The 21,286-nt window shown below is 59.2% G+C and carries 26 protein-coding genes and 1 tRNA gene; 20 read left to right on the top strand and 7 right to left on the bottom strand.

From position 1 onward, the window contains the following. The first annotated feature begins 121 nt into the window (after window positions 1-121). On the top strand, window positions 122-568 hold the full coding sequence (locus tag NDO48_RS05580; RefSeq protein WP_026227368.1) for a YcgN family cysteine cluster protein: 447 nt from the start codon (window positions 122-124) through the stop codon (window positions 566-568). Between the two features lie 230 nt (window positions 569-798). Continuing rightward, entirely contained in the window at window positions 799-1,191 is a 393-nt protein-coding gene (locus tag NDO48_RS05575; protein ID WP_267321050.1) for a hypothetical protein, read from the top strand. Between the two features lie 256 nt (window positions 1,192-1,447). Here the strand turns inward: NDO48_RS05575 and NDO48_RS05570 are convergent, their stop codons facing one another. Beyond that, a complete protein-coding gene (locus NDO48_RS05570; RefSeq protein ID WP_018428822.1) occupies window positions 1,448-2,164 on the bottom strand; it encodes an SIMPL domain-containing protein in 717 nt (238 codons plus the stop codon). Window positions 2,165-2,297: 133 nt separating this feature from the next. On the opposite strand from NDO48_RS05570, the gene NDO48_RS05565 reads away from it, so the two are divergent. The 5 genes from NDO48_RS05565 to NDO48_RS05545 all read left to right on the top strand — a co-directional run bounded on the left by NDO48_RS05565 (window position 2,298) and on the right by NDO48_RS05545 (window position 5,246). Further along, window positions 2,298-2,373, top strand: a tRNA-Ile gene (locus NDO48_RS05565). Window positions 2,374-2,690: 317 nt separating this feature from the next. Further along, complete coding sequence (locus tag NDO48_RS05560; protein ID WP_267321049.1) at window positions 2,691-3,335, top strand: class I SAM-dependent methyltransferase; 645 nt, start codon at window positions 2,691-2,693, stop codon at window positions 3,333-3,335. A gap of 24 nt (window positions 3,336-3,359) precedes the next feature. After that, window positions 3,360-3,545: a hypothetical protein gene (locus tag NDO48_RS05555; protein WP_267321048.1), complete on the top strand. Its 186-nt coding sequence runs from the start codon at window positions 3,360-3,362 to the stop codon at window positions 3,543-3,545. 155 nt (window positions 3,546-3,700) lie between these two features. Continuing rightward, the gene (locus NDO48_RS05550; RefSeq protein ID WP_018428800.1) at window positions 3,701-4,390 is read left to right on the top strand and encodes an outer membrane protein; all 690 of its coding nucleotides are present in this window, start codon (window positions 3,701-3,703) and stop codon (window positions 4,388-4,390) included. A gap of 523 nt (window positions 4,391-4,913) precedes the next feature. After that, window positions 4,914-5,246, top strand: coding sequence for a hypothetical protein (locus NDO48_RS05545; RefSeq protein WP_267321047.1), 333 nt, complete (start codon window positions 4,914-4,916; stop codon window positions 5,244-5,246). A gap of 9 nt (window positions 5,247-5,255) precedes the next feature. Here the strand turns inward: NDO48_RS05545 and NDO48_RS05540 are convergent, their stop codons facing one another. After that, window positions 5,256-5,948 (bottom strand): outer membrane protein, encoded by a 693-nt coding sequence (locus NDO48_RS05540; RefSeq protein WP_267321046.1) that lies wholly within the window; start codon window positions 5,946-5,948, stop codon window positions 5,256-5,258. A 170-nt stretch (window positions 5,949-6,118) separates the two neighbouring features. Between NDO48_RS05540 and NDO48_RS05535 the strand changes: the two genes are divergently transcribed. Further along, window positions 6,119-6,817 carry an SOS response-associated peptidase gene (locus NDO48_RS05535; RefSeq protein ID WP_267321045.1) on the top strand — a complete coding sequence of 233 codons (699 nt, stop codon included), beginning with the start codon at window positions 6,119-6,121 and terminating at the stop codon, window positions 6,815-6,817. Between the two features lie 8 nt (window positions 6,818-6,825). On the opposite strand, the gene NDO48_RS05530 is transcribed toward NDO48_RS05535, so the two are convergent. Then, window positions 6,826-7,494: an outer membrane protein gene (locus NDO48_RS05530; protein WP_267321044.1), complete on the bottom strand. Its 669-nt coding sequence runs from the start codon at window positions 7,492-7,494 to the stop codon at window positions 6,826-6,828. A gap of 346 nt (window positions 7,495-7,840) precedes the next feature. On the opposite strand from NDO48_RS05530, the gene NDO48_RS05525 reads away from it, so the two are divergent. Beyond that, window positions 7,841-8,077 (top strand): hypothetical protein, encoded by a 237-nt coding sequence (locus NDO48_RS05525; protein ID WP_267321043.1) that lies wholly within the window; start codon window positions 7,841-7,843, stop codon window positions 8,075-8,077. A 45-nt stretch (window positions 8,078-8,122) separates the two neighbouring features. Here the strand turns inward: NDO48_RS05525 and NDO48_RS05520 are convergent, their stop codons facing one another. The 3 genes from NDO48_RS05520 to NDO48_RS05510 all read right to left on the bottom strand — a co-directional run bounded on the left by NDO48_RS05520 (window position 8,123) and on the right by NDO48_RS05510 (window position 9,518). Next, a complete protein-coding gene (locus NDO48_RS05520; RefSeq protein ID WP_267321042.1) occupies window positions 8,123-8,611 on the bottom strand; it encodes a hypothetical protein in 489 nt (162 codons plus the stop codon). Window positions 8,612-8,799: 188 nt separating this feature from the next. After that, complete coding sequence (locus NDO48_RS05515; protein WP_267321041.1) at window positions 8,800-9,063, bottom strand: hypothetical protein; 264 nt, start codon at window positions 9,061-9,063, stop codon at window positions 8,800-8,802. 86 nt (window positions 9,064-9,149) lie between these two features. Continuing rightward, window positions 9,150-9,518 (bottom strand): hypothetical protein, encoded by a 369-nt coding sequence (locus tag NDO48_RS05510; RefSeq protein WP_267321040.1) that lies wholly within the window; start codon window positions 9,516-9,518, stop codon window positions 9,150-9,152. A 181-nt stretch (window positions 9,519-9,699) separates the two neighbouring features. On the opposite strand from NDO48_RS05510, the gene NDO48_RS05505 reads away from it, so the two are divergent. Further along, window positions 9,700-9,978 (top strand): hypothetical protein, encoded by a 279-nt coding sequence (locus tag NDO48_RS05505; protein WP_267321039.1) that lies wholly within the window; start codon window positions 9,700-9,702, stop codon window positions 9,976-9,978. Between the two features lie 583 nt (window positions 9,979-10,561). On the opposite strand, the gene NDO48_RS05500 is transcribed toward NDO48_RS05505, so the two are convergent. Then, window positions 10,562-11,158 (bottom strand): LexA family transcriptional regulator, encoded by a 597-nt coding sequence (locus NDO48_RS05500; RefSeq protein ID WP_267321038.1) that lies wholly within the window; start codon window positions 11,156-11,158, stop codon window positions 10,562-10,564. Between the two features lie 535 nt (window positions 11,159-11,693). Between NDO48_RS05500 and NDO48_RS05495 the strand changes: the two genes are divergently transcribed. From NDO48_RS05495 to NDO48_RS05450, 10 genes are all read left to right on the top strand, one after another. After that, the gene (locus tag NDO48_RS05495; RefSeq protein WP_267321037.1) at window positions 11,694-12,551 is read left to right on the top strand and encodes a YdaU family protein; all 858 of its coding nucleotides are present in this window, start codon (window positions 11,694-11,696) and stop codon (window positions 12,549-12,551) included. After that, window positions 12,499-12,912 (top strand): hypothetical protein, encoded by a 414-nt coding sequence (locus tag NDO48_RS05490; protein WP_267321036.1) that lies wholly within the window; start codon window positions 12,499-12,501, stop codon window positions 12,910-12,912. The genes NDO48_RS05495 and NDO48_RS05490 overlap by 53 nt, the downstream gene beginning before the upstream one ends. Further along, window positions 12,912-13,307: a hypothetical protein gene (locus tag NDO48_RS05485; RefSeq protein WP_267321035.1), complete on the top strand. Its 396-nt coding sequence runs from the start codon at window positions 12,912-12,914 to the stop codon at window positions 13,305-13,307. Before NDO48_RS05490 ends, NDO48_RS05485 begins: the two co-directional genes overlap by 1 nt. Further along, window positions 13,304-13,579, top strand: coding sequence for a hypothetical protein (locus NDO48_RS05480; protein WP_267321034.1), 276 nt, complete (start codon window positions 13,304-13,306; stop codon window positions 13,577-13,579). The genes NDO48_RS05485 and NDO48_RS05480 overlap by 4 nt, the downstream gene beginning before the upstream one ends. Then, on the top strand, window positions 13,576-14,220 hold the full coding sequence (locus tag NDO48_RS05475; RefSeq protein WP_267321033.1) for a hypothetical protein: 645 nt from the start codon (window positions 13,576-13,578) through the stop codon (window positions 14,218-14,220). Before NDO48_RS05480 ends, NDO48_RS05475 begins: the two co-directional genes overlap by 4 nt. 133 nt (window positions 14,221-14,353) lie before the next feature. Next, on the top strand, window positions 14,354-15,406 hold the full coding sequence (gene thyX / locus NDO48_RS05470) for an FAD-dependent thymidylate synthase (protein WP_267321032.1): 1,053 nt from the start codon (window positions 14,354-14,356) through the stop codon (window positions 15,404-15,406). Beyond that, window positions 15,403-16,851, top strand: a complete 1,449-nt coding sequence (locus NDO48_RS05465; protein WP_267321031.1) for a hypothetical protein — start codon at window positions 15,403-15,405, stop codon at window positions 16,849-16,851. The genes thyX and NDO48_RS05465 overlap by 4 nt, the downstream gene beginning before the upstream one ends. After that, complete coding sequence (locus NDO48_RS05460) at window positions 16,835-17,866, top strand: hypothetical protein (RefSeq protein WP_267321030.1); 1,032 nt, start codon at window positions 16,835-16,837, stop codon at window positions 17,864-17,866. The genes NDO48_RS05465 and NDO48_RS05460 overlap by 17 nt, the downstream gene beginning before the upstream one ends. Continuing rightward, window positions 17,863-19,875, top strand: a complete 2,013-nt coding sequence (locus NDO48_RS05455; protein ID WP_267321029.1) for a hypothetical protein — start codon at window positions 17,863-17,865, stop codon at window positions 19,873-19,875. Before NDO48_RS05460 ends, NDO48_RS05455 begins: the two co-directional genes overlap by 4 nt. Continuing rightward, window positions 19,875-20,819: a hypothetical protein gene (locus NDO48_RS05450; protein WP_267321028.1), complete on the top strand. Its 945-nt coding sequence runs from the start codon at window positions 19,875-19,877 to the stop codon at window positions 20,817-20,819. The genes NDO48_RS05455 and NDO48_RS05450 overlap by 1 nt, the downstream gene beginning before the upstream one ends. The last annotated feature ends 467 nt before the right edge of the window (window positions 20,820-21,286 follow it).

Raw genomic sequence — 21,286 nt, 5'->3', positions numbered from 1 at the left:
GACAGCAACATGGCAATATCGTGACTTCACTGAACTGGCGATGAACACAAAACCTGCATTCGCCCGGCGCGAGGCCCGCATGCGCTTGACGCGGGATGCGATGCGCGCCACATGCCAGACCATGGATGAGCCGTACTGGAAAACCACGCCCCTGGAGGCGATGAGCCCCGCCCAATGGGAGGCGCTGTGCGACGGCTGCGGCAAATGCTGCCTGTCCAAGCTCGAGGACGAGGACACCGGCGAGATCTACTGGACGAGCGTCGGCTGCCGCCTGTTCGACGGCGCCACCTGCCGCTGTTCCGATTATGCCAATCGCCTCGCGCGCGTGCCTGACTGTGTCGGGCTGACGCCCGCCAATGTGCGCACCATCTCCTGGCTGCCCGGCACCTGCGCCTATCGCCTGGTCGGCGAGGGCCGCGATCTCTACTGGTGGCACCATCTCGTCTCGGGCAGCCGCGAGACCGTGCATGAGGCCGGAATCTCGGTGCGCGGCAAGCTGACCGCGCATGAGGACGAGCTCGCCGAACCCGAGGACTATTTCGATCACATGCTCGACCAAGAGCCCTGATCTTTTTTCCTTTCTTGCCGACATTGCCCTGACTTTTGCCCTGCCGGAGCGCACCGTCCGCGCCCGAGCCTACGCCTGTGTTCTCCAAAAGAATCAAAAAAATCAAAAACATGGCGGATGAACCGAAAATGAACGTGCGGTTCGACATCGGTTCAGATGGCCAGGTGCATTGTCTGGTCATCGCTCAGGCAACAACGGCCTGACGCCCCCGAATTCAAGGAGAAGACCTCATGAACAAGTTCACGACCGCCGCTCTTTCGGCTCTCATCGGCCTCGGCACGCTGGCCGCCATCCCGGCCTCGGCCCAGGCAGACGGGCTTTACCTCAATCTCGGCCAGGGCGAGCCGCGCGTCGGCGTGTTCGTTCAGGACAACAACCGCTGGGACAACCGCCGCGACAATCGCTGGGACAACCGTTGGGACAATCGTCGCCCCGACCAGGGCCGCTGGGATCGCCGCTGCACGCCCGACCGGGCGCTGGACAAGGCCGACCGCATGGGCCTGCGCCGCGCCCGCATCGCCGATGTCGGCCCGCGCACCATCACGGTCGCCGGCCGCAAATATGGCGAGCGCGTTGCCGTCACCTTCGGCCGCGCCCCGAACTGCCCCGTGGTTCGCTGGTAAGCCGTTCGCCGGTGATCTGGCGCTCGTAAGCCGGGCGCCGGCAACAGGATCGTCGCCCGCAGACGCGGGCGCGCGATAGTGGGGAGCCCCCGGGACAGCGGGTGCGGCTCCAGGCAAAAACCCCGGAGGCCAGGCCTCCGGGGTTTTTCGCATTCTGCGGTCATCGGCACGAAAAAAAGCCCCGTGCGATGCACGGGGCCTTGTCTCATCGGGTCTCAGGCGCCGGGGCGCGCTCGACCCCTCGGTGGAAAAAGAATCAGTTCTTCATTTCGAAGGTGACGTTGACCTGGACGCGGTAGGCGTTCTCGCCGGCCTGGACAGGGGCTGCCGCACCGGCTGCGCGGTCGAAGGCCTTGGCCTCGATCGGCATCGGCGGCGGGGCATAGGACTGGTCGGTGATCTCGACGACGCGGCCGAGGCTGACGCCGGCGGCTTCGGCCAGGACCTTGGCCTTGTCGATGGCGTCGGCAACCGCAAGCTTGCGCGCCTCGGTGATGGTCTTGGACGGATTGTCGTTGGTGAAGGTGATGCCGCCGCCCTGGTTGACGCCGAGCGACACGGCCTTGTCGAGCACTTCGCCCGTCTTGGCGACGTCGCGGACGCGCACGGCGAGCGTGTTGGTGACCTGGTAGCCGATCAGTTCGGCGGTCTGGGTGCCGTCGGGCTTGTTGGTGTAGTTGTAGCGCGGCGAGATCTGGATGCCCGAGGTCTGCAGGTCGCGTTCAGCGATGCTTGCCGCCTTCATGGCGGCGATGACCGCGGCCATGGCGTCGTTGTTGGCGTCGAGCGCTTCCCGGGCGGTCTTGGCCTCGCGCATCACCGACAGCGACAGCAGCGCCAGGTCGGGGGCCACGGTGGCCTGGCCTTCGCCCATCACGATGATGCGCGGCGAGGGCTGGTTGTCGGCATGGGCGACAGCTGCCGGAAGCGCGAGCGTTGCGGCAAGCAGTGCTGCCATGTATTTGCGATTCATAATATTCTCCATTCTGGAAGGCCCTTCCGGGAAGGTGAACTACTGTTGGATTATGGGTGCATTGCGGCAACGTGCAAGCTTGCTGAGAAGATGTCTTGTGCCCGCCCGAAAAAGCCACTATCCAGCCCGCGTGGGGCCTGTAGCTCAATGGTTAGAGCCGGCGGCTCATAACCGCTTGGTTGGGGGTTCGAGTCCCTCCGGGCCCACCATCTGCTAACAACAGCAATACATTATATTGCGGCCGGACAGCCGGTTAGGCACGACGTTGCAGCAGCGAAAGGCCGCCGACAGCGAGTCGCTCCCGTTCCGCTTCCGCCTGATGACAGCTCTATTTCGAGCATGAGCATGGGGCATTCCGTGCCTGGCAAGTCCGTCGATGGCGTTTCGCATCCGCGCGACATCGAAGCGATGTCGGCGACGGAGCTTGAGGCTATTGGCCTGTTTGGTCCTGCGGCGGCCTTCTGAGTTGCCGCAGGGGAAATTTGACTGTACCAAGTTTGTCCTGAAGCATTTGCTGGGAGGGCAAATGTCGCTCACAGTGAACTCAAAAGAATACTGGGACAATCTCTTCACGTCGGGGACGTGGGAAGGCAACAGAGGGCGGTGGCAAACCACGGAATTTGCCAAAGCCCAAGTCCGGCGCATGAATCTGCCACGCAGTTTCAACGGCACAATTCTCGATTTCGGATGCGGCCTTGGCGATGGTATGCCGATATATCGAGCGTACTTTCCGAACGCGAGGCTTATCGGTTTGGATATCTCTGCCGACGGGATCGAGATTTGCCGCAAGATCTACGGTGGCATTGCAGAATTCGTCGTAGGTACACACGAGACAATGCCTGAGGTTGATGCTGTAATCGCATCAAACGTGATCGAGCACATCGAGGACGACATCGGGGTGGTCAAGGCACTGCTGTCAAAGGCGCCACTTGTCTATGTCACTGTGCCATACGATGAGCAGCACCCACTTCTGGAGGTGCATGTCAGGTCATACGACAAGCGCAGGTTTGAGGGAGTGGCAAAACACTCGCTGGTAGTGTTCGCCTGCGAAGGGTGGTCTGAGCCACCCAAGGTTCGCCGAAGGATTTGGCGGAAAAACCTGGTGAGGGCCCTTCGCGGTCGCCCGAGGATCCACACCAATCTCCAGATCATGTATCGGTTCTCGCGCTAGTCCGGCATATCCCTCGGCAGCGCGATGTTCACCAGTTGCCGGTCCCGCGAGCTGGACAAGGCTGCTGCCACCGTCGTGCTCGCCGAGCGTTTGCAGCATGCAGAGGCGTCGCTGGCGACTTGTGTGGCGCAGGTTGATGGCGTCGGCAAGGCTCTATGGGCGGTCGGGAGGCTGCTCTCGGCTGCCGCAGCGGGTGCAGCGGCTGCCTGATATGCAATCACCGGCCGTCCACCACCCCGACCATTCTACCTGGGCCGAAAGTGCCTGTTGTGTTTCAGCAACGCGCCAAAGTGAGTTCAGGATGGGACTATAAATTTCTCGACCACGTGGTAATTTCTACTGGGGGGTAAGTCCGGAGAACTGCTGTGAAAAAGTTTTTGCTAGCGAACGTTTTCGTGCTCGGGCTGTCAGGCATTGCCTCCGCGGCCGATGCGGTCGTGCTTGAGCCAACTCCCGAAGTTTTGCCGGCAGGTTTTGTTTGGACAGGCGGATACGTCGGTCTTCAGGCAGGATATGGCTGGGGCGATGGTGACCTGTCGACCAATCCCGTCGGACCTACGGCGCCTGCGGATATCGATGGTTGGTTGGGTGGCGTCTATGCCGGCTACAATCATCAACTGGCCAACAACATCGTGGTCGGCATTGATGCCGATATCGCGTGGTCAGGCATTGATGGCTTTGGCCAAGGGTTGACCTCGGGCGTTCCAGTGGCTGGCGCGGGCATAGACTACGAGTTGAATTGGACCGGCGCTGTGCGCGCGAAACTTGGATATGCGGTCGATCGGTTCTTGCCGTACATCTCAGGCGGCGTGGCATTTGCCGGAGCCGACGCAACCGTCTTCACCGGCGGTTCGCCAACTGTGAAATTCAGTGACACGCTTGTCGGATGGACGGTGGGTGTAGGTGTTGAATATGCCTTCACCGATAGTCTGATTGGTCGGGCCGAATACAGATACACGGATTATGGTGATCTGGACTTCACCGATGTGGGCGGAAGCGGCAGCTTCGGCTTCAAGACGAGCGATGTTCGTGTCGGGTTGGCATACAAGTTTTAAGCCATGATATGAGCGCTTGTGCCCCGCTGCCGAAAGGTGGCGGGGCTTTTGTATCAATAGTTGCGCCAGAACACCCAAATGTGTGGGCGTTCGGAGTGAGATCATACCCCGGCCAGGCAGTTCCTGTTGATCGAAATGCTCACCACGCTCATAACTATTCGCTGTGCGTCGACCCTGGCAATTCCGCCAATATCAAACCCGCACTCTGTCAATGACTCGTAGCGGTTTTCTGGGTCTCGAAAGTTGTAATAGACTTTGCATACCTGATCGTCGCAATACGTGTAATTTTGTCTCAGTCTCGACAGACGCACGTTGAAGTAGCTGCCGATGAAACGCTGGGTGCAAGCCTCCGGCGTGTCAGCGCAAGGCGTGGTCGACGCTATCGGTATCTCGATATACAGACTGCAGAAGTTGCCTGCGGCGACAATGCTTGTTCCTGGCATGCTGCTCTCTGCCCCAGACAGACAGAGTTCGCGCAGATGTTGGGAGTAGCCGGCGGCATCTGTCGGAAGCTCAGCTGCATGTGCAGTTGGCAACGGCAGGCCGAGCAAAAACGAACCAGCAAGGACGTTACGAAGGATTGCTCGCCGCGACATTCTTCCTGCCCCCCAATGGATTCAGTCACTGCCTTCGTGGCAGCGGCGTGCCGCTGCCCATCGCGATGTCCATGCTTGCAGTGAAGGCGGCCGCAACCTTCTCTGTGATCTCGTCTCGCCGTGGCGAGGACTTTGGCAAGGTATCTGACGATCTTCAGGAGGTCGTCTTGATCCCGCTTTCGCGTACTGGAGAGCGTGCCTTAAGCCGCGGAGATGGTCAAACAAAAACCCCGGCCGGAACCGGGGTCTCTTTGGTCTGACTGTCGAGGTCAGAATTTGTAGCTGGCGCCGAGCCGCACGACATGGGCGTTGTTGTCGAAGTCGTATCTGAAGCCATCGAACGAGCCCTGGCTGTCCTTGAGATCGACATACAGATATTCGGCGCGAAGGGACCAGTTGTCGGTGAGCGCATATTGCGCGCCTGCGCCGATGGTCCAGCCGGCCACGACGTCGTCGGCGACGGCATGGTTGCCTGGGACGAAATCATTGTCGTCGTAGCTGCTCTTGATGTGGCCAAAGGCGACGCCGCCGGTGACATATGGCAGGAAACGGTCGACCGAATATCCCAGGCGTGCGCGGGCCGTGCCGAACCAGTCGATCCTGGTGGAAAAGCTCTCATTGGCGCCGGGGATCATGGAGTTGGCGACGGTGTTGCTGATGTCGGCGCCGGTGATGTCAAGTTCAAGGCCATAGACCAATTGGCCCGACTGCCAGTTGTACCCGGCGTGCACGCCGCCAAGGAAGCCGTTCGAGTTGAACTTGAACTGCGTGTCGCCAAACTCCGAGAACGAATAATCGTCCAACTCGGTGACCGTGGTTCGGCCGGCGCCGTAGCCGAGATGCACGCCGACATAGCCGCCGGTCCAGACAAAGCCGGCCGGGGGGACGCTCACGGCATCCGCAGCATTTGCTGCACCGATCGACATGACGAGAGCCGTTGCGGCCCAAAGCACTGACTTCATGATTATCCCCTTGCCATTGGTCGGCAAATTACGCACGAAAAGATGAATTGCAATATCCTAATGCTCTAATAGGTTGTGGAAATTGGAGCGGGTGTTGCTGCATTGCCACGAGGTGGCCACGAGGAGGCCTGGGCATTGCCAAGTCTTCCGTCAGGCGGCAGAGTTGCGCCATGTGCGGTCGCGTCTTCGTCAAGTCGACCCTTGCCGAGCTGGTGCGTGGCTTCAGCTTCGCCGACCCTTCAGGCGTGGCCGGCCTCGGCAATGCCTTCCCACGCTACAATGGTGCGCCGACGCTGATCTATCCGATCATCGTGCCGGACGAGGCCCTAAAGGGCAGCGCGATGTTCGTCCCGGCCAAATGGGGCCTGATCCCGTCCTGGCAGAAAGAGGCGAGTTCCGGGCGGCCGCCGCCGATCAACGCACGTTCGGAAAGCATCGCCACCAACGGCATGTTCAAGCGGGCCTATGCGTCCAGGCGCTGCCTGGTACCGATCGACGGCTATTTCGAGTGGCGCGACATCAATGGCACCGGCAAGGACAAGCAGCCCTACGCCATCGCCATGAAAGATGGCTCGCCCTTCGCGCTGGCCGGCGTCTACGACGACTGGCGCAATCCCGCGACCGGCGAGCTGTTGCGGACGTTTTGCCTTGTCACCTGTGCGCCCAACGAGCTGATGGCGACGATCCATGATCGCATGCCGGTCATTCTGGCGCCTACCGACTATGCCCGCTGGATCGGGCCCGAGCAGGACCCAGGTGACCTGATGAAGCCGTTCCCGTCTGAGCTGATGACGATGTGGAAGATCGGTCGCAAGGTCGGCTCGCCGAAGAACGACACGCCCGACATTCTCGATCCTCTGGGGGACTAGCCCATGCCCTAGAACTTGTAAGCGACTCCAACCCGGATGTCGTGTGTCTCCAGATTGGTGGTGTGCGGGAAAAGCCCGCCCTGCGCCGCATATTTCTTCTCACCATAATCGGCGTACCGATACTCGATCCTGGCGACAATATTGTCCGTAGCGGCATATTCAAGACCGACGCCGGCAGTCCAGCCGGTGTAGTCATCGCGGAACTTGGAGTTGTTGAAATTGATCGTATGTTCGTATTTGGCGAACGCGACGCCGCCGGTGACATACGGCATCAGCCGATCAACGGCATAACCCAGGCGACCACGCACGGAGCCATGCCATGCGATGCGCGAGTCACCGTATTCGGAAGGCAATGGGTTCGGATTGAAGGCGAGAGTTCGCCCGGCTTTGACGTCGCCTAAATTGGCGTCCCCTTCGATCCCCAGGACAATGTTGTTGGAAAACTGATGGTTGTATCCGGCATAGACGCCACCGAACCATCCCTCTGGATCGTACGGGACGTAGGCGTCGTTGATATCGACGTCATAGTTGGATTTTCCCCAGGCGTGACCGGCCTGCAGGCCGATGTATCCGCCAGTCCAGACAAAGGCTGCCGGAGCGGTTGCCGTCGCGTCCGCTGCAAGTGCTTGGCCAGCAGAAATACCGAGCAGGGCGCTCGCTAGCAGAATCGCCTTCATCGCAGAAATCCCCCAAGAAAAAGTCTGGCGAACCTAGCGGTGTATTCAATAATTTCAATCGCCTAATGCGTGCCAACTGCTTGCAGCAATTGTACCAAATGCTCGTTTGCCTCAAGCAACGTACTTTTCGCCGTCGGCCCTGTGCTCGTGGCAGAACCAAGTGCGGCGCCTGCTTGCCAGTGGCGAAGCCCCAGCCGCCATCCTTCTTGCAGCCGGCCTGCTCGCACCAGTGCTCGTAGAGGCATGACGGCTTCGGGGCTGAGATCTGTTCGTCGCTCATGCCCATAGGTCAGCCCGCGGCGAATTGACTCCGCATGGCATTTGTTCTTATTTTGTTCCAATGCCGATGCTCTCAGAATTTCCCGCCCCAAAGGTCATCATCACCTGCGACAAATGCGGGATGCGAAAGCAATATGACCGCGACGCGATGGTGAAGGCGGGCGGTGACCGCACTCTGGCGCATCTGCTGGATGAAATTGTTGCTCGCGCCGGCTGCACGCGGATCAACACACTCAGCGTCTACGATCGATGCGGAGCGAAATATGAGGAGTTGGTACGGCTATCGGCGATCTGGCGGCGGTAATGCGTCCTGCCGGAAGGTTGCCTGGACAAGCCGGGTCGAGGGGCTTCAGTTCTTCGCCGCTCGCAGGCCCGAGAGGAACCAGCCGATGAAGAGGCCAAGAGCCAGGAGTGTCAGCGGCGCTATGGTTGCCATCTGTATGGCTCGTCCAATGGCATCACGCTTGCTCCGAGCTTCCAGCTCGGTCATCACGACTGGGTAGGCGTCTTGAATGCGTCTTAGCTGGTCGGCCCTTTCGGCGTCGGGTTGGTTCGCAGCCAGGACTGCCTCGTCGGCCCTGCCGAGCCGAACAGTCTCCAATGTTCCATCTTTCACCTGGCCGGCGAGCAGCTGGTATTCGGTCGACCCCATCTCAACGGCCTTCGGAACGACACTTCCTTTGTGAAGCACGAAGGCGAGGGCAGGGACATAGGGATAGTTGCGCGGCTCCGAGGTCGCAATCCAGATGAGCGTTGCCCAAAGTGCCGAGCCGATGGCCCAAAGCTTGAATGACCAATGCCGCCAAAACACTGTGTGAGCCCCGTTTGTGTGGAGCATCGTGCTCCTCGAGCGGAGCTCGAGCAAGCCCACTGACCACCCAGGGCCGCTCGGCCTTCGGCCGCCAGGCCGGTCCTTCGGCGAGCGGGCGCCCGCTCCAGGCCCGTCGGCATGACTTGCTCCGGTCTGGAGGATGGGTGGGCGAGGTGGTGAGTGAGGCGTGAAAGGTTCGGGCTGCGGCCGCAGCCTTATTTCAGGCGCTCGAACCGTCTGGTCGCGTGGGCGCGGCGATAAAGCGCCATTGCCTTGTCGAAATGGGCCTGAGCGTCGGCGCTGAGATCTTCGAAGAGGTCGAGCGCATCCAGATAGCGAGACGGCGCGCCTGAGGCGAGGATCTGGTCGGCCCGGCGCCGCAACGTTTCCGATGTCGCCATCAACGCATTGGCCTGGTCGCGAAGCTGCTCAGCAAGCTGCTTGCATTCATGGAGCGGCGTTCCAGAAATGGAATGCATGGGAAATTCTCCAGTCGGACGATCCGGCCGGCAATGAGCGCCGGGGGCAGTGCGATTGCGCAGGCGATGGGGAAGCGGTGGGGGCGTCACGCCGCCGCCCGGGCCATGAGCCGAGCGCCGAAGCGGCGAAAGAAGCGGAAATAGAGCCGGTTGGCCCTGGCCTTGCGTATGGCCGCGGCATGGTTCTGCCGGCGCCAGGAGGGCATGTTGCGGCAGGCGAGGAGAAACGCGGCGATGTCTTGCAGCGCCTCGTCGACAGACTGCGCCGGGTGGATCATCCCCGATATCAGGTCGGGATCGGTCTTGAGCGCATCGGTGATGCGCTTGCGGTCGTGGTGGGACCTGCGGGCCTGCTCGATGCCGTGCCGGCGAACCTGCTCGAAGGCATCGAGCATCGCCGGGCTGCTGCCGGCGTAACCGCATTCCTTCGCGAATTCGATCGTGTGGGCGTTCATGTCTCGCTCCATCGGCAGTGATGACACGAAACTACAAGAAAACTAGTAAGATGGTCAACCGGAAAACCAGTCAACTAGAAGGGTAGTGAAAATCACGCGAATCGGGCGCTGCCAAAACCGCACAGTTTCGGGCGTGAACAGGGGGCTTCGGGGTCTGGACAAGGCGTGCGCACTGGCTGCAATGCCGAAGCGGCAACGCGCCACATTCGGCTCGACGCGTGTCGAAAGGGAGCGTCTCATGCTCGACGATGCTTGCGGGCGGCGTGCATGCCCAAAGCTCGGGCGGTGCGCGCATGTCTGGCATCAGGCGGCGCGCCCACGCCTGATGTCGGGCGGCGCGCGCACGCCTGAAATCAGGCGGCGCGAGATGCCCGAGATGGTATCGGCGGAGGCCTTGTGGAGCGCCCTGGCCGGCGCCTGGCTGGTGTCGCGCCCACAGCAGCCGAGCCGGCCCGACTGATAATACCGCCTGCCGTTGGCCCTGGCTCTCGTCTTGGCTGCCGGGCAGGAGGACGGAGGTCCGCCCCGTGGCCGGCCGTGCGGGGTGGTCTGGTTTCGACGCCCGTGAATTCCATCCCCGCGCGGATGACGGCGATGGATGCCGGCAAGCTGGCGGGCGGTTCGCAGGCGGGGCTTGTCCTCGTTCCTTCCGCTGTTGTCAGCGCTGCCTCGACAGCGTCGGCATGACGGTTCGGCGACCTGCGTCCAGGATGATGTCTGCGGGCGGCCGACGCCGGCCTTTCGAGACCGTGATGATCCCTGTTGTTTGCCAGCAGGCAAGAGTACTGGCCCACAGGTTTTTGCATTCATGAAGGTCTGCGATGTCGAGGCGGAAGTCGAAATCGCCAGCCAATCCGCAACGGGCGTGGTCTATTCGCGTCCTCTAAGAGGTATATGCTCGCAGGCCGGACATCGGCAGCAGAAGCCGATGCGATGTTTTAAGGCAGGTGTGTCGTGCGCGGCTTGCTGGTCTTTGTGGCTCGCGGCGCGGCCGGCGAAAGGCAGGGGGCGACGGATACCGCCATGTCGCCCCAGGTCCTGCCTCACATGTCGATCATCGACCGTTTGACGCGGCCGACGATGATGGGCTCGCGGTCGGGGAAAATCGCTTCATGGGACGGGTTGGTCGAGACCGGCTCAAACCGCATCGGGTCTGAACGGTAGCGCTTGTATGTGGCATCGCCATTGTCGTCGGCGATCACATAGCAGGCATTGGGGACCAGGCGCTTGTCCTTGCGGTTCACCGCGATGATGGAATCCGGCGGCGAGATACGGTCCATGGAATCGCCCCGGACCTGAAGCGCAATCCAGTCGCCGGCCGGCAGGTCGCCGATGTGCAGCTGGCCGAGCGCCTCGCCGCCAAAATGATCCTGCGCCATGGCGCCGGCGCTGACCCAGGCAATGAGCGGGACGACGGTGGTCGCGATGCCGCCCGCGACCGTGACATAGGCTTCGTCGATCTCGTGGACAGGGGCGCCGAGCGCCTGGGCGATGGCAGGCAGTTCCTTGGTCGAACTGTTCACGTTGCGCTCGAGCTGGGAGATCAGCTGCTGGCTGACGCCAGCCTTCTCAGCCAGGGCTGCCTGGGACAGCTCGGCCTCGGCGCGCAGGCGTTTCAGGTTTTCGGCAATGCTCGGCATGGGCCGATTCTACCAGCCTGCTAGTAGAAGGTCACACAAGGAAGCTAGTTGACGGCCAGAGTGTTTTCTACTAGTTTTCTAGTATGAACGCTTTTCGCACTCATGCCGGGCGGGCTGTTGCGCTGCTGCATGACCCCCAGATGAAGCTCACCATGGAAGGCGGGCTGCTCGCGGCAACGCATCTCATGGCTGTTGGGCGAGGCCGGCCGCGCGGCGATGGCGATTGCCTTGGAAACGGCGGCAGGCGTGTCGATCTCGCGCCACGATCTGCGGCCCGACAGGTTGGGCGCTGCGCCGGAGTGCGCGCCAGGATCAGGACCCCAGGCAGCGCCGTCCCTGAAATCGGCATTATCGGCGCAGCCGCCGCTGCCGACGACATGTCGCGCCCCTGTTTCGTCTCGGCTGCTTCTGCCCTCCCAGCAGCAGCCGCGCGCCCCCGAGGCTGTCCCTCCCGCAGCCTCGGGGGCCACCATCCTTGCGGCCCCGCGCAGCCCCACGACCGCAGCGCACGATCGCAGGCCGGGCAGGTGGTTGCATGAGCGACATGCCCTGGATCCGCTTCTTTGCCTCGGACTGGCTGGCCGGCACGCGCGGCATGAGCGCTGCCGAGACCGGCATCTACATCACCCTCGTCGCCTCGATGTACGAGCGGGGCGAACCCGTGCCTGAAGATTATGCCCGCCTGGCCAGGCTGTGCGGCGCATCGAACGCGACCTTCAGGGCAGCCCTGGAGAGCCTTGTCGGCGAGGGCAAGATCCGGCGTGTCGCCGGCGGCCTGTGGAACGACCGCGTCCAGAAGGAAAGCCTCTACCGCCAGGAAAAGTCGCAGGCAGGCAAACAGGCGGCAGCAGTCAGATGGACGAAAGTGCAGCAAAATCAACGGCCGCCGCATGCAGGGGCAGCGCCGCCGCAAAGCGCCCGCAGTGCCAACCAGAAGCCAGACGCCAGACCGGAAAAGGAAGAACCTTACGGTTCTTCCAAAAGCCGGGGGCGACGCCTTCCCGATGATTTTTGCCCCAGCCTGGAAGACGCGGCCAAGGCCGGGCTTTCGCCTGAAGAGGCCGGGCGCGAGGCGGAAAAATTCCGCGACTACTGGATTTCGCAAGCCGGGCAGAGGGGCGTCAAGCTCGACTGGCCGGCGACGTGGCGCAACTGGTGCCGGCACGCCGTCGAGCGCCGCCCCGTTGCCCGCAATACCCCGCCGGCGCCGCGACGGCGCAACTTCGTGGACGTGGCAATCGACAGACTTGCAGGAGCTAGCGATGGATCAGAAGGCCTATTTGGCAATCGCCGCAATGTTGAATTCTTTCCCCCAGACGGCCGGCAGCCCGGACCTGACGATGCAGACCTACGAGGCGGTGCTTTCAGGGGTGACAGCCCGGGCGGTCATTGAGGCGGCACAGCGCTTCACGTCGGGCGAGGTCCGCGGCCAGAACAGGACCTTCGCCCCGTCGGTCGCCGAATTCGTGCAGGAGGCCCGGCGGATCGCCGAGATCTTGCCCTATCGCGGCCGCCAGGCCCTGCCTGCGCCGACTGGGGCGTCGAAATGGGCGCCGCGGCGGGAGCCGAGGTCGGACGAGCACGCCCGCATGTGCCTCAAGCTGCCCTTGCTGCAGGCGGCCATGCGCAACAACCGGACCGATCTTCTGGCCCAGGCCAGTAGCCAGGGCCTCGGCGAGCTGATCGCGCTGGCCCAGAGCTGGGGCACGCCGGTTCCCGATGAAATCTGGCCCCAGCTGAAGAGGGTGGCGTGATGCAGACCAAAAAAGCCGAACCCATGGACTGGGACCTCGATCTCGCCGGCCGGATGCGTGGATCGGGCCTGAAGTACAACCAGATCGCCGTGATCTTCGGTCTTTCGCCCGACACGGTGCATTGCCGGCTCGATCCGGACTACCGGCGCAGGCGGGCGGACGCCAAGCGGCCGCGCTACCAGGCGGTGCACAGCTTCCGCATCCATGACGACAGGGTGACGAAAGCCGAGTTTGCGGCGCTTGTGGCCGAGCTGCCGGATGACGATCGCGATCTCACCGCGCGTGTCCTGGGCGATCCCATCTTTGTCCGTTCCGCCGCGGCAAGGGCCGCAGCACAGCCGCCCGCCAGCACCATCACGCTGCCGCGCCTCTCGATCCTCGGAGACAAGCCATGAACCATTTTCACGCCAAGGCGGAATGGATCGACGGCGCCTGGCGGGCGCTGGTCCGCTACAGCCACAAGGCCGACTACTGGCCGGTGATGCAGGGCGAAAAGCCGGCGGGTTATCCCTCGCGCGAACAGGCGCTGATCGCCGCCTACCGGGCCCAGGAAAAACACGTCAACGGCACAATCCGCGGCTTTGGCGACAAGGCCTCTGCTGCCCGGGCCGAGGCCGAGCGGCTGTTTCGGCCGGGCAAGAAGCCCGTCGTGGTGGAGCGGGCATGAGCAGCGCGGCAGGCAATATCGGCGGCATGGGCAATGCAGGCATGGGCAAGACGGGCATCAGCAAGACGGGCATCAGCAGGATGAGCACGAGCAAAGTCATGAACAAGACGGGCATCGGCAAGACGGGCAAGGCGAAGAAGCAGGCGAGGCCGCCGAGCCCGCTGGTCACGGTCGAGGTCGAAAACCCCGGCTGGCGGCCGGCGCGTGACGGCGAAAAGGCGTTTCCGCGCATCATCTCAGCCCAGAAGAACATCAGGGAAAGCGCCGTCGAAACGCTTTATGCCCGCGGCTTCCTGGCGCGCGCGCAGAAGGAGGCGGCGGACCGTTTCCGTGCTTGTTGGGAAAAGGCCGGCGGCACGGTGCGCAGCCTCGACCATGCGCTGGACCGCGTCGACGGCGGCAAAGGCGACCCGCTCGCCGCCCGCATCACCGCCGCCCACGAGCTCAAACGTTGCCGCCAGCTCATCGGCTCGCGCGGCTACCAGGTGCTGCAGCTCGTCTGCGCCGAAGGCAGGGCGCTGGCCGAAATCACCCCCCACAAACGCGAGCGCCTGACCATGGCCGACAATCTGCGCGCCGACCTCGATGATTTGGCGGCGATGTGGGGGATCCAGACGGCGCGAAGGGGGGTGGGTGGGTGAGAGGCTTCAGTGGACTGGAAGCGAATTGGCAGCTGGCAGGGATACCCGACGCGAAAGCGGACATTTGGTTGCCCTGCTGCCAGTTCGAGTGAGGTTTTGGAACCGACGTCTCTACGTCTGGAGGTCTGTCTCGATGACTCAAGCGCAACATTGCAACTTTGGCTGCCGGCATTGTAAGCTGCTCTTCGGTACTCGCCGTCGCGCCGAAAATGCCAATAATTATGAGAAAAAATTGAGCCTCAGCCCTGAACAACGAAGCGAAATTGAGGTAGCACGTGCAAACGCCTCAACAACGCTGCGGCCGACGGTTCAGGCTGTCGAAAACATTCTCTTCCAGGTCAAGCCGGTGTTGGACCACGGTTTCGTCCGCGTAATTGATTACATGGGTGATGATGCGGCCGTGATACAGGCTGCGCGCGTTTCTTATGGCCGGGGGACCAAAAAAGTTTCCGAAGATCGCGGTTTGATCCGGTATCTTATGCGACACTCTCACAGTACCCCATTTGAGATGGCTGAAATCAAACTTCACGTGAAGCTACCGATTTTTGTGGCTAGACAATGGGTAAGGCATCGTACAGCGAGCCTGAATGAGTACTCGGCAAGATACTCGATACTCGACCGAGAATTTTATATTCCGGAAACCACGCAGATCGCAGAGCAGTCGAAATCGAATCGTCAAGGACGAGGCGACGCCCTCGACGAGAAGCAGGCAGCCCGCATTATGAATATCCTCAGGAATGACGCAGAAAGGAATTACAATAATTACTCTTGGTTGATAAATGAAGGCGAGCGCGGCGAGATAGTCGACCGTAATCGGTCGAGCTTAGCTCGTGAGCTTGCTCGTATTAATCTTACGTTAAACACCTACACGCAGTGGTACTGGAAAGTTAATCTCCATAATCTTCTTAATTTTCTGCGATTGCGTGCTGATCCTCACGCCCAGTACGAAATACGCGTATATGCCGAGCAGATACTTGGAATTGTCGCATCCTGGGTGCCGCTTACCTACGAAGCTTTCCTCGACTTCAGGTTGAATTCGGTAACGCTTTCCGCGCAGGCAGCTGATGTACTGAAGGCGTTCATGGGAGGTAAGCGGGTATCGCGGGAAGATAGCGGTCTGTCCGTCCGAGAATGGGAAGAGCTCGTCTCCCGTTTTCCCGCACTGAACCCCCTGCCGAATCAATGAGCGCAACCGGCGTTCTTGCAGACGTTGAGACTGCATCATCCGCTTCAACTCTGAAGAACTCACAAGCCTATCAGGATGCGAAATCTTCCGGCGGCTACGAATCTTGGGTTGCTTATCCCGTTGACACTAGCCTCGAATTCGACCGCTTTGTCAGCGACTACGCCGTCAACCGTGTGCCCATACACGTTTCATTCCGCCACCTCGTGCACTGGATTAAAGGCGAACGAGCCAGCCACTACATCCACCCATATCCCGCAAAACTGCTGGCGCACATCGCACATTTCTTCTTAGCGGCTCGGAAACACGTCCCCCGCGGTGCTGTCGTGCTCGACCCGTTCAGCGGATCGGGCACAGTTGCCCTCGAAGCGATCCTCGCCGGAAATATCGCCTATTGGTCCGACGTCAATCCTTTGGCCCGGGCCATAACTAAAGCCAAGATCACGCGTCTCAATATCGTCGACCTCGAAGGTATCCTGGCGCGGCTTAGGCGCCGCTACAACGAAGCGAAGGACGTTTCGCCGCCCGAAGTAGTGAATATCGAACTTTGGTACAGCGAAGGGACAATTGATCGCTTGGCTCGTCTGCGAAGCGCCATCGCTAGAGAAGCCGAAGGCGATGTGGCCGACCTCCTGTGGGTGACCTTCTCGGGCGTAGCCAGAACCAGTAGCCGCGCCGACCCACGTTTCTCGGTTCCGGTCCGACGCAAGGCGGGTATCGTCGCTCGGGGAAGACCCCTTGAAGACGATCCCGACGTGTGGGCGATGTTTGAACAGGCGTTAAGGGTCAATTCTAGCAGAATTTCGAGCCTTGGAGTTGAACATGGTCTAGGAGCGAACGGCTGCGTCGGCGACGATGCTCGATCCCTCCGTGATCCGGTGGATCTCCAAAGCGAACTGCCGGTTGCAAGCGTTGACCTCATCATAACCTCCCCGCCGTACGCGGGTGCGCAGAAATACATCAGGTCGTCGAGCTTAAGTATCGGTTGGCTAGGAATGGCGTCGGTCCGGCAAATGAAGGAGCTGGACTCGAAAAGCATAGGACGCGAGCGTTTTTCAAAAGACTTTCTTGGCAACTTCGCCGAAACAGGAATGCCCGAGGCCGACGCCTTTATCCGCAGGATCGCAGAGAAGAATCCTATGCGGGCTGCCGTTGTCTATAGTTATCTCGCGGAGATGAAGGATGTCTTCACTGAGTCGAAGCGTGTTCTCCGCCCTGGCGGGTGCATGGTAATGATCGTGGGAAACAATACTATCTGCGGAGAGAACTTCGAGACATCGGAATATATGAAACTTCTGGCGCTTCGCTCCAGCTTTGAGATCAGACTGGAACTAGTCGATACCATCAAGGGAAGAGGATTAATGACGGCGCGCAACAAGACGTCCGCAGTTATCACCCGCGAATGGGTCCTTGTATTCGAAAGGCGGCCGGATGAGTCTGGTCAGTGATATCAGTTCAATCCTTCTAGAGCCCGAGGCCGACGAAACCGTTTCGACGAGGAATGGTCTGCTCGACCGCATAACAGTGCTGAACGATAGGCTTTGGGAGGGGCGGGTAAATCGACCGCTTGTCGAAGAGTGGCTGAATAACTTTGACGGGAAAACCGGCCACGACGTAGATATCGAACGGCTACACGCTCTCTACTGGCTTTCCCAGTTTCTTTATTACGGTAGCATGGAAATCAGGGTTCTTCTTAAGACTCTTTTCCGAGATTTGTTTCTGGTTCCGTTAATTCAGGAGATTAGAGCGTCAAACGGAGCAACGCGCGACCTTGGTATATTAGAACCGTTGATTGCGCAGAAAATAAGTTCAACAAGGTTCCTTGGAATAGGGAACCCTTCCGAAAGCGGCGTGCATTTGCTGTACTATTTCCGGCAGGAGAATTCGCTTTCCAAGGCTAATTTTCTGGATGCTGGACAGATTATCGAGCGGGTAGCGCTGCCGGATGGAAACGTTGCCAGAAAGATCGCCGATGAGAGCGTCGACCAGTACGTCTTCGTCGACGATGTTTGCGGATCAGGGCAGACGGCCATCCAGTATTCCCAAAACCTGCTCGCGGATTTGCGGGATCGGAATTCGAACGCTAAGTTCTGTTATTATTCTCTGTTCGGCACGAAGGCCGGCATCGATAAGGTCCGGCAAGGTAGTCTGTTTGGCGACAACTGCTCGGCGGTGATCGAGCTTGACGACTCGTACAGATGCCTATCCGACCAATCGCGCTATCTAAAGGTTGTGCCATCCGGGATAGACGTGGGAATTCTCAAGACCCTCGCGCTACACTACGGACAGCTTATATGCCCAGGTCACGCTGGCGGCTTCGAAGACAGTCAGATGCTTTTTGGCTTCCACCACAATACGCCCGACAATACCCTTCCTATAATATGGGGCGAGCGCGCCAACGGAGCGCAAGCAGAATGGGTTCCTGCTTTCCGGCGCTATCCGAAGATCGGAGCATTCGTATGATCAGTCGCCTTGAAGAAAATCCTTTCGATCTGGTCAAAGCTTCTGATTTTTCCGCAGCAGAGATTGTCGAGTACTGGGTGGACATCTCCAATACCAATGGGGGGCTGGTGCAACTGTTGCAGCCGAAACTGCGGACACCGACTCTGATTCTCGGTGGCAAAGGCAGCGGAAAGACGCATCTGATGCGGTATTGCTCAGCGCCAGTGCGGGCTGCGCTGTGTGGTGGCGATCTGGGCGCTGCCGTCGCTAACGACGGCTATTTGGGTATCTACGTACCTGCCGAAGGCCTAAATTCTCACAAATTTGCGGGGAAGGGCCAGTCTTCCGACCTATGGCTCGCTATATTTAACATGTACTTCGAGCTTTGGCTGGCGACTACCCTGCTGACGTCGATCAGTAAGTGTGTAAGCAGTCCTAGCATGGAAGAATTCGATGAGAAGGCTTTCGTGGAAAGCGTCAGAGAGCTTTTCGATATCGAGGTTGATAGTGATTTCGACACGATTGACGGGTTGATCGCATTTTTGACCCGGTTGCGAAAAAAGATAGACTATGCGGCAAACAACGTGGCCGTAACCGGACATATGGATCCGATTGAGATACCGTTCTCGCCAGGCAGACTCGTGTTCGGCTTACCAAGTACGCTTGCGGAGGTCAGTGCCGCCTTCTCAGAAACGATTTTCACCTATCTCATCGATGAAGCGGAAAATTTCACCTTTGAACAGCAGCGGTTCCTAAATACCTTAATCAGGTATCGAACCGGGAACACGACTTTCCGCATCGGCGCGCGACTTTATGGAATTCGGACCTATCAAACGCTTGGCTCGGGAGAGCCGATTAAACGGGGGTCCGAGTTCCTACAGTTGGAGTTGGACGCCTTTTTGCGCGACCATGAGCAAGATTACAAGACGTTTGCGTCCAAGCTCGTTGTGCGGCGTCTACAGCAATCAGGGTCAGCAGTAGCAACAGGTCAATCAAACCTGAACGATTTTTTCGAAGAGCTTGATAAAGACAACCATTATCAGAAGCCCCTTTTGAAATTACTGGAAAGTCGCGACAAAGCCGGGAAGGAGCGCCCATATTTCCGCAAGTTGAGGAAACAGCTCTCCGATCGCTTCGACCAAACAGCTGAATGGCAAGATCGAATAATCGAACTGCTCACCGTGCGCGACAATCCCCTTCTTGAAAAGCTCAACATTTTTCTGCTCTATCGCGACTGGTCAGAAAGCACGTCGAAACTGATGGGGACGGCGCAGAGTATCAAGAAACTAGCGGATTCCTATATTGTCGGTGGTGATCGCAAGTCCCCCAAGTACGGAGATGTCCTCGCACATTTTGACTCCGACTTGCTGGCGCAGTTGTATCGGGACTGCGGGCACAATGTCCCATATTGCGGTCTGGATACTCTAATTCATCTTTCACAGGGAATTCCGAGAAACCTAATAGGGATACTGAAGCAGATTTATCGTCGTTCGCTGTTCAGTGGTGAACAGCCGTTTGTCGGTGGCCATGTGATAAGCGTTGAATCTCAGTCTCTGGGGGTGCTGGATAGCGCTGCCTGGTTCTGGGAGGATGCCCAGCCAGATACCTTCGGGATCGAGGTAAGGGAAAGTGTAGAGGCGCTCGCCGTTCTATTTCGTACGATCAGGTATAGCGATAAGCCGTCCGAATGCGATCTCTGCACCTTTGCGGTCGACGAGGAGAAGCTTACCAGGAACGCAAAAGAGGTTCTGCAAGCATCAGAAAATTGGTCGTACCTGATCAAGGTTCCGCTAGGCCATAAGGGCAAGACCCACCGCGATCTTGGCGGAAAGTATCAATTGGGTCCGATGCTAGCGCCAAGATGGGGTGTGTCAGTTCACAGGCGGGGCACGCTACAGCTTCAAGCGGACCTCGCAAATGCCATTCTCGATAATGAGAAGAAAGACGATCTGCGGGCTTTCTTCCTGAAACGCGTCAGTGGAATGTTCGTGAGCAGCAGCTCGGACGAGAAGCAAAAGAGTCTGTTGTGATGCTGGACGTCAGTTACTTGATAGACGCCAAGCGATTATTCGATGCCACGGAGCAGGGACGGCAACGCGGAATCTTTATTTCCGCATACAACGAAAACGAACGGGTATCACAGCTTTTCACAAACGTGCTGGCCAACCGCAAAGTTTGGTGGATTCTGCCTGAATATTCTTATCAGGCTCATGAGTATCCCCCCGGAGAGATAATCGACGGGCTGCCGACTTACGAAGCCGATCTCGTGCGTGTCGGATTGGAGAAAAGTGGATTCGATCCGGCTAATCCTCAGCCGATCTGTGTGGACATCACTGGCTTCCTCCATCCGCACATTTTGCTATTCTTGAGATATTTCAAAATGTACGGCGTCAAAGAGGTGGAATTCGTCTACACCGAACCCGAGCATTACTCGCAGAAGGTGAATACCCAATTCTCGCTGGACGACAAATCTGACGTTAGGGGGATTGCGGGCTACGACGGTGCGCATGTGCCTGAGATGGAGCATGATGTCCTGATGATGGGCATCGGCTACGAACACAACCTGATGGGACAAGTGGTAACGAAAAAGGAGTCCGCGAGGTTGGTACAGGTACATTGCTTTCCACCCTTGAGTCCGGATATGTATCAAGAAAGTATACTCCGGCTTGACAGGCTGGCGTCGGCGTCGGCAAGAAGTACGGAAGACCTAAATTTCTTCACAACGGCGAACGATCCTTTCGTTACTGCCGCCGTTCTCGGCGAGGCCGTGAATTCTCTATTCCAACGAAAGAAGGTTACAAATCTTTATCTTTGCCCGCTTTCCACGAAGCCCCAGGCGCTTGGTTTCGGACTTTTTTACCTTGCTGCACTCGTAGGCCGTCCCGCGAGCATCATTTATCCGTTCGTGCAGAAATATTCGCGTCAGCATAGCCAAGGCGTTGGCAAATCTTGGATATATCCAGTTTCCTTGTGATTTTCAGATTTGACGGTCCTTGCCAGTTCTAACGGCTATTTTGCTACAGAATAGATGTAATAAAGAATAAATTTTGATTAGCTACGTCTAGGGTGACAACGGTTGAGACCACCGAAAGCCGTATGGCTGTCTAATATCCAAGTCGCCTTTTAGCACTCGAAGCGTAGCTTGATTTGTCTACTCTTGGGAGAGGCCGTTCGGCCTCTGCGGCTCATATGCGGCGCGAAGCTGCCATCCCCGGCAATGGCTGCAGTCTTCAAGACTGCCTTGAGCATCTCGCGCAAGATGCGCTCGCGGCGGCGCCTACTGGCTCAACAGCAGTCCAAGCGCATCGTGACCTTCATTATGCCGCGAGTTCGAGCCAGATGCCGCCGCCACGCGTGAAGTGTCGGCTGCCGTTAGGGCCGCACTCAGATAGGGCTCCGAACGCGGCTATCGATGCAGGCGCGATCGAGCCAGCATCCATC

It is taken from the genome of Aminobacter sp. MET-1 (assembly GCF_026521175.1).
In the GTDB taxonomy this organism is placed as follows: domain Bacteria; phylum Pseudomonadota; class Alphaproteobacteria; order Rhizobiales; family Rhizobiaceae; genus Aminobacter.
Note: the sequence above shows the minus strand (reverse complement) of the source record. Positions and strands in the feature narration are given on the sequence as shown.